The 13,397-nt window shown below is 65.4% G+C and carries 11 protein-coding genes; 3 read left to right on the top strand and 8 right to left on the bottom strand.

Annotated elements, in window-relative coordinates; genetic code table 11:
* Positions 1-43: 43 nt before the first annotated feature.
* The 6 genes from AC0L3X_RS05965 to AC0L3X_RS05940 form a co-directional block, all read right to left on the bottom strand.
* Positions 44-1,750, bottom strand: coding sequence for a methyl-accepting chemotaxis protein (locus AC0L3X_RS05965; protein ID WP_063985094.1), 1,707 nt, complete (start codon positions 1,748-1,750; stop codon positions 44-46).
* A 179-nt stretch (positions 1,751-1,929) separates the two neighbouring features.
* A complete protein-coding gene (locus AC0L3X_RS05960) occupies positions 1,930-3,672 on the bottom strand; it encodes a methyl-accepting chemotaxis protein (RefSeq protein WP_063986624.1) in 1,743 nt (580 codons plus the stop codon).
* Positions 3,673-3,896: 224 nt separating this feature from the next.
* The gene (locus AC0L3X_RS05955) at positions 3,897-4,130 is read right to left on the bottom strand and encodes a DUF6894 family protein (protein ID WP_028152150.1); all 234 of its coding nucleotides are present in this window, start codon (positions 4,128-4,130) and stop codon (positions 3,897-3,899) included.
* A gap of 154 nt (positions 4,131-4,284) precedes the next feature.
* Positions 4,285-4,884 (bottom strand): hypothetical protein, encoded by a 600-nt coding sequence (locus AC0L3X_RS05950; protein ID WP_063985095.1) that lies wholly within the window; start codon positions 4,882-4,884, stop codon positions 4,285-4,287.
* A 112-nt stretch (positions 4,885-4,996) separates the two neighbouring features.
* Positions 4,997-5,983, bottom strand: a complete 987-nt coding sequence (acuI, locus tag AC0L3X_RS05945) for an acrylyl-CoA reductase (NADPH) (protein ID WP_063985096.1) — start codon at positions 5,981-5,983, stop codon at positions 4,997-4,999.
* Between the two features lie 41 nt (positions 5,984-6,024).
* The gene (locus AC0L3X_RS05940) at positions 6,025-7,278 is read right to left on the bottom strand and encodes an MFS transporter (protein ID WP_063985097.1); all 1,254 of its coding nucleotides are present in this window, start codon (positions 7,276-7,278) and stop codon (positions 6,025-6,027) included.
* 320 nt (positions 7,279-7,598) lie between these two features.
* Here AC0L3X_RS05940 and nadA point away from each other — a divergent pair, with 320 nt between their 5' ends.
* The 3 genes from nadA to nadC are packed head-to-tail and all read left to right on the top strand — an operon-like array spanning position 7,599 to position 11,212.
* Positions 7,599-8,705, top strand: coding sequence for a quinolinate synthase NadA (gene nadA / locus AC0L3X_RS05935; protein WP_063985098.1), 1,107 nt, complete (start codon positions 7,599-7,601; stop codon positions 8,703-8,705).
* A gap of 9 nt (positions 8,706-8,714) precedes the next feature.
* Positions 8,715-10,322 (top strand): L-aspartate oxidase, encoded by a 1,608-nt coding sequence (locus tag AC0L3X_RS05930; protein WP_354131718.1) that lies wholly within the window; start codon positions 8,715-8,717, stop codon positions 10,320-10,322.
* A gap of 11 nt (positions 10,323-10,333) precedes the next feature.
* Positions 10,334-11,212 (top strand): carboxylating nicotinate-nucleotide diphosphorylase, encoded by an 879-nt coding sequence (gene nadC, locus AC0L3X_RS05925; RefSeq protein ID WP_063986625.1) that lies wholly within the window; start codon positions 10,334-10,336, stop codon positions 11,210-11,212.
* A 107-nt stretch (positions 11,213-11,319) separates the two neighbouring features.
* Here the strand turns inward: nadC and AC0L3X_RS05920 are convergent, their stop codons facing one another.
* Both AC0L3X_RS05920 and AC0L3X_RS05915 read right to left on the bottom strand, forming a co-directional pair.
* On the bottom strand, positions 11,320-12,774 hold the full coding sequence (locus AC0L3X_RS05920; RefSeq protein ID WP_063985100.1) for a cell wall hydrolase: 1,455 nt from the start codon (positions 12,772-12,774) through the stop codon (positions 11,320-11,322).
* 415 nt (positions 12,775-13,189) lie between these two features.
* Positions 13,190-13,397, bottom strand: a 208-nt coding sequence (locus tag AC0L3X_RS05915; protein ID WP_473316305.1) for an IS30 family transposase, incomplete at its 5' end; no start/stop codon positions are given.

The following is a 13,397-nucleotide window of genomic DNA, read 5'->3' as shown; positions in this document are numbered from 1 at the left end:
GCGGCGGTTGCAATCGGCGAATGATGGGTGAGGACGGGCGCCCTCAGGCGGCGCGCACCGTGGTGAGGAACTTGCCGACCTCGAGCTTGAGGCGGTTGCTGTCGCCGGACAGCGACTGCGCAGCCGAAAGCACCTGCGACGACGCCGAGCCGGTCTCGCTCGCGCCGCGCTGCACGTCGGTGATGTTGGACGACACTTGATGGGTGCCTTCCGCCGCCTGTTGCACGTTGCGGGAGATTTCCTGCGTCGCCGCGCCCTGCTCCTCCACCGCCGCCGCGATCGCCGAAGAGATCTCCGACAGGCGTTCGATGGTGTCGCTGATGTCCTTGATGGCGCCGACCGACTCCTGGGTAGCAGACTGGATGCCGGAAATCTGCTGGCCGATCTCGCCGGTCGCCTTCGCGGTCTGCTCGGCAAGCGCCTTCACTTCGGAAGCGACGACGGCGAAGCCACGGCCAGCTTCGCCGGCACGCGCAGCCTCGATCGTGGCGTTGAGCGCCAGCAGGTTGGTCTGGCCGGCGATGGTGTTGATCAGCTCGACGACGTCGCCGATCCGCGTTGCCGCCTTCGACAGTTCGCTGACACGTTCGGTCGTGGTGCGGGCCTGGCCGACGGCTTCGCTCGCCACGCGCGCGGATTCCTGCACCTGGCGGCTGATCTCGGTGATCGACGACGACAGCTCTTCCGTTGCCGAGGCCACCGACTGCACGTTGGCGGAGGCTTCCTCAGAGGCCGAAGCGACCACGGTCGCGAGCTGCTGCGCGTGCTCCGCGGTCGAGGTCAGCGTCGTCGCGGAAGCCTCGAGCTCGGTCGAGGCCGAGCTCACGGTCTCGATCACCTCGCCGACCGCGGTTTCAAACTGATCGGCAAGCCGGAGCATGTCCTGGCGACGCTGCGCCGCGCTGCGCTGCTCCATCTCCTTCTGCTCGGCTTCCATCCGAATCTTGGCAAGGCCGTTCTCCCGGAACACTTCCGCGGTCTTGGCGACTTCGCCGACCTCGTCCTTGCGATCAAGGCCGGCGATCTCGACCTGATAGCGGCCGGCGGCAAGCTCCTGGAGCACACCGACGATCATGCGGATCGGCCGCGCGATGCCGTACTGACCGATGATGAAGCCCAACGCGCCGCCGATGACGACACCGAGGCCTGCGAGGATGATCAGGAAGCGTGACGTCGATTCATACTGCTCGCGCGCTTCCTTGCTCTTCTCCTCGACGCGCGTATTCAGCCGATCGGCGAGTTCGCGGATCTTGCCTTGAAGGTTCTCCGCAGCGGTCCTGCTCTTCATCGCGATGTCGCGCAGCTTGTCTGCGCTGTCGCTGAGCTTCGCCGACTTCTCGGCATCGACGGCCGCGAGCGTCGTGTCCATCTGGCTCTTGTAGGCCGAGAACGCCTCGCGCACGCCCGGGAGCAGCGTCTTGGCCTTCTCGTCCGGGGTCTGGCTGACCTCGTCGAAACGCTCCTGATACTGCTTGAGCTGGGCGTTGATGACATCACGCGCGGCGAGGCGATTGTCGTCACGCGGATCGAGCGCACTGCGGAATTCAGCGCGGTTCAGCGCGATGACGTTCTGGTTGGCGCGCGCGGCGAGCAAGGCCCGCTTGGCCGCGGTCGACATCACGTCGGCCTTTTCGCTGAGATCGCTGAGGGCGGAGACGCCAATCCAGGCGATCGCGGCACCGATCCCGCACAGCAGGAGGACGATCCCGAGGATCTTGCTCAGGATGCGGAAGCGGCCGAGAAAATGCATGACTGGAACCCTTTATGGACGTTGCCGCTCAAGCGGCTGAATTCCCATGAACTTCGTCCAAAACCATTCCGCTTCCCTTAACCACGTTTGCCGTAGAAACACGGAGCTTTCACCGCGATCGACGCCGCTCTTGCATTCCGAGAGTTGCGCAGGGAGCAAGGCTCTCCCTGCGGTTTTGGTCAGGCCGCGCGAACGGTACCCAGGAACTTGCCGACTTCGAGCTTGAGGCGATTGCTGTCGCCGGACAGCGACTGCGCCGCCGCCAACACCTGCGAGGACGCCGAGCCGGTCTCGCTTGCGCCGCGCTGCACGTCGGTGATGTTGGACGACACTTGATGGGTGCCTTCCGCGGCCTGCTGCACGTTGCGAGAGATTTCCTGCGTCGCGGCGCCCTGCTCTTCGACCGCAGCCGCGATCGCCGAGGAGATCTCCGACAGCTTCTCGATGGTGTCGCTGATGTCCCTGATGGCGCCGACCGAATGCTCGGTCGCGGCCTGAATGCTGGCGATCTGCTGGCCGATCTCGCCGGTCGCCTTCGCGGTCTGCTCGGCGAGCGCCTTGACTTCGGAGGCGACCACGGCAAATCCGCGGCCCGCTTCGCCGGCGCGCGCGGCCTCGATCGTGGCGTTGAGCGCCAGCAGATTAGTCTGGCCGGCGATGGTGTTGATCAGTTCCACGACGTCGCCGATCCGCGTCGCCGCCTTCGACAGTTCGCTGACACGGTCGGTCGTGGTGCGGGCCTGGCCGACCGCCTCGCTGGCGACGCGCGCAGATTCCTGCACCTGGCGGCTGATCTCGGTGATCGACGACGACAGCTCCTCCGTTGCCGACGCCACCGACTGCACGTTGGTGGAGGCCTCTTCGGAAGCCGCCGCGACCACGGTGGTGAGCTGCTGCGTGCGCTCCGCGGTCGAGGTGAGCGTGGTGGCGGATGCTTCAAGCTCCGTGGAAGCCGACGACACCGTACCGACGATCTCGCCGACGGCGCCTTCGAAGCTGTCGGCGAGCTTGCGCATCTCGGACTTGCGCTGCTCGGCCGCGAGCTGATCCTGCCGCGACTTGGCTTCCGCGTCCTCCCGCGCCTTCTGTTCGGACACGATCTTGAATTTTTCGACGGCACCGGCGACTTCGCCGACCTCGTCCTTGCGGCCGAGGCCCGGCAGCACCACGGAGAAATCGCCGCCGGCGAGCTTCTCCATCGCCGCCGTCAATGCGCGCATGGGCCGCGCAATGCTGAAGACGGAGAAGATGCACGCCCCGATCAGAACCAGCGCGACCAGCACGCCGGCGACGAACGAGGTCCGCGCGACGGACGCGGCCTCAGCTTCGGCTTCGGCGCGGGCTTCGGAACTCTTCTGCTTGGCAAAGTTGATGATCTCGTTGGTCAGCTCCGATATCTCTTCGTTGATCGGCGCCAGCATCTCCTTGCGGATGCGGTCGACCTCGGCCACGAGCTTTGCGAGCGGTGCTGCCGCCTCGCCGTCCTTCTTCGCGCTCAGGGCGAGCTCCTGCTTGCGGATCGCTTCGATCTGCTGTTGCCCCTTGCTGAAATTGCCGACCAACACGACCAGGCGGTCGATCCGCTTGTGATTCTCCGGCGAGCGCGACAGCTTCGCCATCTCGTCCGCGAATTTCAGGGCCGCGGTCTGCCGATCGTTGAAATAGGTGACGGCCTTCTGCAACTCGGCCGGCGACGTGGAGCTCAGGATGTCACGAATGCCGATCTGCATCCCGCGGACCGACGCTTTGGCTTCCGCGGCGCTTTGCGCGATCGACTGCTGCCCCGATGCCCCATTGCTGAGCTTCTGAACCGCAGCGTCGCCGTTCATCTGGAGGACGATCATCAGCGCGACGAGCGCGATGGTGAGTGCCGAGGTCACAGCGAGCTTGGTGCCAATTCGCAGGTTCTGAATGAACATCATCGACATAATCCCCGGATACGCATTGCCGCGCCGACGCGCGTGAACAGTCCGGGAAGGCTAACCGCGAGGTTACTCATTAACGTTAAGGGTGGCCGCGGCAGCCTGGGTAGAAATACTGAAATCGTGCTTAAACTACTGCAGTTGCGCACTTTTCACGTGCAATGAAACGGAACTCGCGGATTTGCACGCGCTGGCGTCCGTTAACGGTTGCCCGTTCGCGGTCATCAGCACACGGTCTCACCGACCAGGCTGACGCGGAAGACCGGCTTCTTGTTCTCGTCGAGCAGCTCCATGCTCCACTTCGCGTTCGGCTTCAGGTTGCGCGCGATGCTGCCGAGCAGGTTGGCGCAGACCTCGCTCATCTCGGCCCAGGCGGCGGCGCGATCCTCGAACTCGTACGGCTGGTCGGCGGCGCCGGAATAACGACCGGTGCTGATGCGAAAGAAATACAACGACATCGTAGAATCCTTGCACCCCCCGGCCCTGCGCAAACTGGGACGCGAGTCGCTACCAAGGCATGAAAGCCGCCGTCCGTATGACTACGGCGCGGCGGCTTGGTGACCGATGAATATTTTCAACGACAAAATGCGCGGGCGGTCCCGCGCAGCCAGCTCACTGGGTCGAGCGGCGCAATTCCAGCGGAGCGTCGTTCCTGGCTGGCTCCGATTTGGCTTCGGACTTCACCGGCTCGAGCCGGCTGCTCTCGACACGCGGCGTCTCGACGCGCGCGGCGACTTCAGTGTTGGACGCAGCGACCGAACCGGTGCGCTCCGAAGAGCGCAGCGAACGCGGACGCGCCACGGCGCGGGCCATCAGCATCTGATTGCCGCCCTGGTGGTGGAAGTCGCAATAGGCGAAGCCCATGCCCGACACCGAGCCCCGGAAGCTGCGATCGTCGGTCTTTTCCAGGTTGAAACAGGGCTCGAACGGAATGCCCTTGATCGAGGCGCAAACGTTCTGCCCACGGATCTGGAGCGTGTTGCCGGGCAGGCGGAGATGCTTCACCGGGCCTGCGCCCGAGAACTGCACCGCGCCGGCGGCGCCGAGATCGTCCAGGATGCGGCCTGCGCCGCGGGTGCCGTCGAAACAAGTGAAGGCGAACACCTTACCGGCAACGAAGCGGCGCGCCTCGTCGGCGTTCATGCTTCCTGCAATGGCCGGCGCAAACGTCGCTGCCGCCGTGACAGCCCCCAACACAATACGCGCAAGCATGCTCAACTCCGAACCAACCCCAGCGCGGGCGATGCCTTATCTCTTTACCCGCTGCTTACCATACTAACCAAGGCAACATTGAAGCAGCTTGGTTGGTAAAGTCTGAACGCCGTTAGACAATTTTTACCACGATGCGGCCGCGGACCTGGCCGGCAAGGATTTTCGCGCCCCATTCCGAAACTTCCTCGAGCGGAATTTCATGAGTAATTTCAGATAGTTTTGTCCGATCCAGATCCGAGGCCAGACGCTGCCAGGCGGCTTTCCGCGGCTCGATCGGGCACATCACGGAATCGATGCCGAGAAGGCACACCCCGCGCAAAATGAAGGGTGCGACAGAAGACGGCAGGTCCATGCCGGCCGCCAGGCCGCACGCCGCGACCGCGCCGCCATACTTCGTCATCGACAGGAGATTCGCGAGCGTGGTCGAGCCGACGCTGTCGACGCCGCCGGCCCAGCGCTCCTTGGCGAGGGGCTTGGCCGCCGCCGACAATTCATTGCGGTCGATGATCTCGGCCGCACCGATCTCTTTCAAATAGTCGGCTTCCGAGGCGCGGCCGGTCGAGGCGATGACGTGATAACCGAGCTTCGAGAGCACGGCGGTGGCGACCGAGCCGACGCCGCCGGCCGCGCCCGTCACCACCACAGGGCCGCTCTTCGGCGACAGGCCGTGCTTCTCCAGCGCCAGCACAGACAGCATCGCGGTGAAGCCGGCGGTGCCGATCGCCATGGCGTCACGCGCCGACAGGCCCTGCGGCAAGGCGACCAGCCAGTCGCCCTTGACCCGCGCCTTCTCGGCATAGGCGCCGAGATGGGTCTCGCCCATGCCCCAACCGGTGCAGACGACCTTGTCGCCCGCCTTCCATTGCGGATGGGCGGAGGTTTCAACCGTGCCGGCGAAATCGATGCCGGCGATCATCGGGAAGCGGCGCACCACCGGCGCCTTGCCGGTGAGCGCGAGGCCGTCCTTGTAGTTCAGCGTCGACCATTCCACGCGGACCGTGACATCACCGTCCATCAGTTCGGCGTCGTCGAACTGCGTGAGTGCGGCGGTGGTGCCCTTGTCCGCCTTGTCGATCCGGATCGCCTTGAATGTGGCCACGACTGAACTCCCTGGACTTGTTTCAGGGGATGTTTAGCCGATCAGGCAGGCTGCGCAACCGCTCGCTGAACCGGTTTCTCCACGATCGGAAGATTGATCAGCGCGGAGAGCACGCCGAACAGGATCGAGAGCCACCAGATCGGCGTATAGGAACCGAACTTTTCGAACACGATGCCGCCGAGCCAGACGCCGAGGAAGCCGCCGACCTGATGGCTGACGAAGGCAAAGCCATAGAGCGTGGCGAGCCAGCGCGTGCCGAACATCAGCGCCACTAGCGCCGAGGTCGGCGGCACCGTCGACAGCCAGGTCAGACCGGAGACCGCGCCGAATGCGATCGCCGAGAACGGCGTGATCGGGAACGAGATGAAGGCGAGCGTCGCAAGCGCGCGCGTGAAATAGATCGCGGAGAGGATGTAGCGCTTCGGCAGCGAGTTCTGGAGATAGCCGACGCTCAGCGATCCCATGATGTTGAACAGGCCGATCGCCGCGATCACCCAGCCGCCGGTTTGAGTCGAGATGCCGCGATCGACCAGGAACGCCGGCAGATGCACGGTGATGAAGGCGAGCTGGAAGCCGCAGGTGAAGAAGCCGAGCACCAGCAACACATAGGAGCGATGGCCGAAGGCTTCGGCGAGCGCTTTCGTAAAGGTCTGCTCATCCGCCGGCGCCGCGTTGGCCGTGGTTGCGACCGGCGGCGTCGAGAGCGCCAGCGACAACGGGATGATCAGCAGCATCAGGAAGCCGAACACGGTGAGCGCCTGCTGCCAGCCGAAATTGTCGATCAGTGCGACGCCGATCGGCGCGAACAGGAATTGGCCGAACGAGCCCGCCGCAGTGCCGGCACCGAGCGCAAGGCCGCGCTTCTCCGCCGGCAACAGCTTGGTGAAGGCCGACAGCACCAAGTTGAACGAACAGCCGGCGAGACCGAAGCCGACCATGACGCCCGCGCCGAGATTCAGCGACAGCGGCGTCGAGGAATAGCGCATCAGCAATAGGCCGCCGGCGTAAAGCAGCGCGCCGACGCACATCACCCGGAATAGGCCGAAGCGATCGGCGACGGCGCCGGCAAGGGGCTGGCCCAATCCCCACAGCAAATTCTGGAAAGCGATCGCGAGACCGAACACGTCGCGGCCCCAGGCGAATTCGTGGCTCATCGGCTGCACGAAGAACCCGAGCGCCGAGCGCGGCCCGAAGCCGAGCATGCCGATCGCACAGCCGCAGAGAATGATGATCGCCGGGGTGCGCCAGGAGGAGGAACGCGAGTCCGGACCGAGTTCGCCCGCTTGAGTGGACATGGGTTCCTCATCAGTCACTGGCGGATCCGGGATAGGCAACCGCGAGTCACGCGTTTAATGCAGATGCATGAAGATCCCAAGTCAAAAATGATTGCGTTCCACGAAGGGCTGCCCATCGCGGCCCTCTCCGACGCGCCGAGCGCGATTTGACGGGAATGTGTGCGGCCGGGGCTAGCGGCCAGCTCGGGCGCGTGTTATCTTTGATTTACTCAGATTGAGTATATGTGAGCTCTAGCGAAACCCACCGGCCCTCTCGGCCGGATTTCTCAGACCCTATATATACTCGCATTGAGCATAATTAGCATTCACGGGAGGCTTCGATGCCCATCACTGGAATTTACGGCCCCGACGACTTTGCCAACCGGCCGCAGGGCCAAGTCCCCGCCCCTCCGCGCGCCATAGCAGCGCGAACCGGCCCCGCGCTGCCGAAGCCCTCACTGGAATGGACTGCGGACGTCGAGCGGGCCACTGCGCCGCTCTATGAGCGCGTGAAGCACGTGATCCCCCCGATCGAGTGGCCGCTGATGGCGCCGACGATCAAGGCAATCAACGAGCTGAAGCAGGCCCGGGGCGCGGTCATCCTCGCGCACAACTATCAGGCGCCGGAGATCTTTCATTGCGTCGCCGACATCGGCGGCGACTCGCTTCAGCTCGCGGTCGAAGCAACCAAGGTGAAGGCCGACATCATCGTGCAATGCGGCGTGCACTTCATGGCGGAGACGTCAAAGCTGCTCAACCCGGACAAGATGGTGCTGATCCCGGATAGCCGCGCCGGCTGCTCGCTCGCGGACAGCATCACGGGCGCGGACGTTCGCCTGCTCCGCGAAAAATTTCCGGGCGTACCGGTCGTCGCCTATGTCAACACCTCCGCAGAGGTGAAGGCGGAGGTCGACATCTGCTGCACCTCGTCGAACGCGGTGCAAGTGGTCGAGAGCCTGAACGCACCGACCGTGATCTTCCTGCCCGATCGCTACCTTGCAACGTATGTCGCCTCGAAGACCGACGTGAAGATCATCGCCTGGAAGGGTGCCTGCGAGGTGCACGAACGCTTTACCGGCGAGGAGCTGCGCGCCTATCGCGAGGCCGACCCGTCGGTGCAGATCATCGCGCATCCCGAATGTCCGCCTGATGTGCTGGCGGAAGCCGACTTCACCGGCTCGACCGCGCACATGATCAACTGGGTGCGCGAGCGGCGGCCGCGGCGACTCGTCATGATCACGGAATGCTCGATGGCCGACAATGTCCGCGCCGAGCTGCCTGATGTGGAGATGCTTCGCCCCTGCAATCTCTGCCCGCACATGAAGCGCATCACGCTCGCCAACATTCTGGACAGCCTGCTCACGCTTGGCGAGCAGGTCACGATCGACCCCGCGCTCGCGGAACGCGCGCGGCGCTCGGTCGAGCGGATGATCAATCTGAAGAATTGAGAGTGAAGCATGCAAGACAACATCCACAATCTCACCCGCAGCACCGATGACGTCGTCATCGTCGGCGGTGGCCTCGCCGGACTCTTTTGTGCACTGAAGCTCGCGCCGCGGCCGGTAACGCTGATCTCGGCCGCCCCGCTCGGACAGGGCGCGTCGTCCGCATGGGCGCAAGGCGGCATCGCAGCGGCCGTGGCTGAAGGCGATAGCCCGGAGGCGCACGCCGCTGACACCATCGCCGTCGGCGGCGGTCTTGTCGACGAGGCGGTCGCACTCGGGATCGCGCGCGAGGCCGCGCCACGAATCCATGACCTGCTCGCCTATGGCGTGCCGTTCGACCGCGACCTCGAAGGCCAGCTCGCGGTCGGCCGCGAGGCCGCGCATTCGGCGCGGCGCATCGTGCATGTGCGCGGCGACGGGGCCGGAGCCGCGATCATTGCGGCGCTGAGCGAGGCCGTGCGCCGCACGCCGTCGATCCGACTGATCGAAGGTCTCGTCGCCGAAGCGCTGTTGACCGAGGACGGCGCGGTCACGGGTATTCAATTGCGCGAGGCCGGCAATCCCGCTGCACGTCCGCTCCTGCTTGCCTCTCGCGCGGTGGTGCTGGCGACCGGTGGCCTCGGCCATCTCTATGCCGTCACCACCAACCCGACTGAGGCCAGCGGCTCCGGCCTTGCGATCGCCGCGCGCGCCGGCGCCGTGATCGCCGATCCCGAGTTCGTGCAGTTCCACCCCACCGCCATCATGGTCGGCCGCGATCCGGCGCCGCTGGCAACGGAGGCGCTGCGCGGCGAAGGCGCGACGCTGATCAACGGCGATGGCGAACGTTTCATGACGGCGCTCCATCCGCTCGCAGAGCTCGCGCCGCGCGACATCGTGGCGCGCGGCGTATTCGCCGAGATCGCGGCCGGCCGCGGCGCCTTCCTCGATGCCCGGCAGGCGCTCGGCACACGCTTCGCCGACAAATTTCCGACCGTGCATGCAAGCTGCATCGCGGCCGGCATCGATCCCGCCACGCAGGCCATCCCGATCGCGCCGGCCGCGCATTACCACATGGGCGGTATCGCGGTGGACGAGCGCGGCCGCAGCTCGATCGACGGGCTCTGGGCCGGCGGCGAAGTGTCCTCCACTGGCGCGCATGGCGCCAACCGGCTGGCGTCGAATTCGCTGCTGGAGGCCGTGGCCTACGCCGCCCGCATCGCCGACGACATCGCCGGCCGCGCGATCCCCTCACCTGCCCGCCTTCCCGATGCGTTGGTGACGTCGCGCGGCGGCACGCCGGACGCTGCCGACGTGAAGCGGTTGCGAACGATGATGAGCGCGCATGTCGGCGTGATCCGCAACAGTGATGGGCTTGCGGAGGCCGTGCGCAACTTCGCCGCAGTCGAACGCGGGCCCGCAAGCATCGCTCTCCGCAACATGGCGGCATCAGCCCTGCTCGTCGCGGCTTCCGCGTGGAGGCGGCGCGAAAGCCGCGGCGCGCATTTCCGCTCCGACCATCCGGCGGATGTCCCCACGCTGGCACAGAGAACGATGACGACGCTCACGGAGGCACGTGAGATCGCGGAGCGCCTGAGCGAGCGTCCGCTGCCACGCACCGCCCGACCGATGATCGCCTGATGGAGTTCCCCATGATCACCCCGACGTCACTGCTCTATCCCGACGCCTTCCTGTCGCCGCTTGCGATCGACGAGGCCGTGCATCGCGCGCTCGACGAGGATCTCGGCCGCGCCGGCGACATCACCTCGCTTGCGACGATCCCGGAGGCGACCAAGGCGCAGGCCGTCCTGGTCGCCCGCCAGTCCGGCGTGATCGCCGGCCTGCCGCTGGCGCTGGCGACGCTGCAAAAGCTCTCGCCCGACATCGACGTGCGCGCGCATGTCCGCGACGCCGCACGGGTTGCCCGCGGCCAGCACGTGCTGACGATCACGGGCCCGGCGCGCGCCATCCTCACGGCGGAGCGGACCGCGTTGAATTTCGTCGGCCGGCTGTCGGGCGTCGCGACGCTCACGGCCGACTACGTCGCGCAGACCGAAGGCACGACAATGCGCATCTGCTGCACGCGCAAGACCACGCCGGGATTGCGTGCGCTGGAGAAATACGCCGTGCGCTGCGGCGGCGGCTTCAACCACCGCTTCGGGCTCGACGATGCGATCCTGATCAAGGACAACCACATCGCGGTCGCCGGCGGCATCGGTGCGGTGCTGGAGCGCGCCCGCGCCCATGCCGGTCATCTCGTCAAGATCGAGATCGAGGTCGATACGCTCGCGCAATTGCGCGAGGTGCTCGGCACCGGGCTCGCCGATGCCGTGCTGCTCGACAACATGGACCTTGCGACGCTGCGCGAGGCGGTGCGGCTCAACGAGGGGCGCCTCGAGCTGGAGGCATCCGGCGGCGTCACGCTGGACTCGATCGCGGCCATCGCGGCGACCGGCGTCGACTACGTCTCATCCGGCGCGCTGACACATTCGGCGCCGAATTTCGACTGTGCGCTGGATATCGAGGCGTGAGCCACACCGTCGTGGCCGGGTTGTCCCGGCCATCCACGCCTCGCCTCGCAACACAAAGAACGTGGATGCCCGGGACAAGCCCGGGCATGACGAACTTCCGTGAATGATTACCTTCGCTCGCTCACGCCCATCTCGGCGGAGCTCTTGGCTTCCTGGGCGAGCTCGGCAGAGAGCGCGGCGGTCTGGGCCGGGGTGCCCCAGCTCGGTTCTTCGCTGCCGTCGCCCCAGGCGCGCGGGCGATAGAAGGTGTGGACGCCGGTCTTGTACATCTTCTTCATCTCGGCGACCCAGGACGGACGCACCCAGTAGGCGTGGTAGTGCGTGGACTTGCCCACTTCGGGCAGCCAGATCTGGCCGTCGAGCATCGCCTTCGAAATCTTTTTCGCGCGCTCCCACATCTCGGGCTCGCGGATCACGTCGGCATTGTTGTCGCAGGCGAAGGTGAACTGACACGCCAAATGGCGGTGCTTGTTCTGATAGACCGCGCCGCACACGGTGTCCGGATATTTGCCGGAGAAGACGCGGTTCATCACGACTTGCGCAACCGCCATCTGGCCGCGCACGGCCTCGCCGCGCGATTCGAAATAGACGGCTTCGGCGAGACACTTCTCGGCCTTTGCGCGCGACTTGTCGTCGAGCGCGAGCCGCTCCGCCGGCGATCTGGCGCGCTGGTTGTCGGCGTTGACCTCGCCCTTCGGCGCGACGCTCTCGCCGCTTTCGATGTCCCTGGCGATCTCGGCCGACGGCGGCGACAGCGCGGCCGTCACCTTCATGTCAGGATCGGGCATCACGATCAGCGGCTCGGCGCCGGGCTGCCAGCTCTCGATGCTCTCGAGATTGCCGCCGAGCGAGGAGCTCCCGAAAAACAGGTTCGAGGTCTTGACGCGGAAGGGATCGCGCGGCGCCACGTCTGGAAGGGTCGCCTGCTTCAGCGCCTCGAGCGGCTGGACTGCGAACGCGCGCGCCGCGTCACTGGCTTGTGGCGGATTGGCATATTGCGGCAGCGGCGGCGCACGCAGCGCTTCCTGAAGCTCAGGATCGAGCGCCGCCGCGGACTCCGGCGACATGATTTGTGGCAACGCGGCGGTTTTGGCGCCGAACACCGAGCTGTTCGATGTCGCGGGATCTTGCAGCGCCGGCGCGGCCGATGGTGCGCTCGTCTCGGGAACCTGCGTGGGTGTGACGCTTGCGAGGCGATCCCCCTTCATGGAGCGATCGACCTTGGGAAAATCGGCGGCCTGGTAGCGCGGCGGCGCCTGAAGCGCAGGATTGCGGCTGATCGCGCCGGTGACGTCGCGACCATCGAGGCTCGCGAGGCGAACCATCGCGCTCTGCGGAAGCGACGTGCCGATCGGACGGGAAAAGCTGTAGGTGGCGAGCTGGATCGAGGACGCGGCAGAGAACACCTGCTTCTGCCAGCGCTCGGCGACGCCGGGCTGCCGCGCCAGCAACGACGCGATATCCTGATAACCGGTCTCTCTCGGCATCAATGCGAAGATGCAGAGACCGATTCCGAAGGACGCGAACCGCGCGCCCTTCGGATGGTTACGCAACACTGACATCGACACGCTCACGCTACGCTTACGCCAGAAAAATCGAACCGCAGTACGTCCGTACAATTCGATCTTTATCGTCAATATCCAATTTAGGTTGCCGGGGCGTTAATCGGCGTTGCGCGTGCGGCACACTCAAGCGATTGCAGGTGTTTTCACGGGCAATGATGCACGTTGGTAAACGCCGCCTCTCGTAAAGCGGTAAACATTCGGTCAACGCGAATGGTGAAGGAACTCTTGCGCGCGCGTCTCATTACGGGACGCGGGGGGCTCCATCGTTTACGGGAACCACGTCCCGCAAACACCGCTGTCATGCCCCGGCTTGACCGGGGCATCCAGTACGCCGCGGCTTCTCGATTCAATCACTGTTGTCTCGGAATACTGGGCGGATTCAAACGGTCGTCGCAACACCAGTTGTTTTCACTCATAACAGCAATTCGTCAAGCGCCTCCGCCGGCGTTTTCCAGCCTAGTGTCTTTCTCGGACGGGCATTGAGGGCCGCTGCCACAGCGGATATCTCGTCGGCGCTATGGATGCTGAGGTCTGTGCCTTTCGGGAAGTACTGTCGCAGCAACCCGTTGGTGTTCTCGTTAGTACCGCGCTGCCAAGGGCTTTGCGGGTCGCAGAAGTAG

Source organism: Bradyrhizobium sp. MI1.7 (assembly GCF_055811795.1).
The sequence above is the reverse complement of the archived record's forward strand: the minus strand, read 5'-3'. Positions and strand labels throughout refer to the sequence as shown.

Coding starts and splice junctions, on each gene's coding strand:
- nadA (WP_063985098.1), top strand. CDS start 7,599: ATGCCCATCACTGGAATTTACGGCCCCGACGACTTTGCCAACCGGCCG.
- AC0L3X_RS05960 (WP_063986624.1), bottom strand. CDS start 3,672: ATGATGTTCATTCAGAACCTGCGAATTGGCACCAAGCTCGCTGTGACC.
- AC0L3X_RS05920 (WP_063985100.1), bottom strand. CDS start 12,774: ATGTCAGTGTTGCGTAACCATCCGAAGGGCGCGCGGTTCGCGTCCTTC.
- AC0L3X_RS05965 (WP_063985094.1), bottom strand. CDS start 1,750: ATGCATTTTCTCGGCCGCTTCCGCATCCTGAGCAAGATCCTCGGGATC.
- nadC (WP_063986625.1), top strand. CDS start 10,334: ATGATCACCCCGACGTCACTGCTCTATCCCGACGCCTTCCTGTCGCCG.
- AC0L3X_RS05955 (WP_028152150.1), bottom strand. CDS start 4,130: ATGTCGTTGTATTTCTTTCGCATCAGCACCGGTCGTTATTCCGGCGCC.
- AC0L3X_RS05950 (WP_063985095.1), bottom strand. CDS start 4,884: ATGCTTGCGCGTATTGTGTTGGGGGCTGTCACGGCGGCAGCGACGTTT.
- AC0L3X_RS05940 (WP_063985097.1), bottom strand. CDS start 7,278: ATGTCCACTCAAGCGGGCGAACTCGGTCCGGACTCGCGTTCCTCCTCC.
- AC0L3X_RS05930 (WP_354131718.1), top strand. CDS start 8,715: ATGCAAGACAACATCCACAATCTCACCCGCAGCACCGATGACGTCGTC.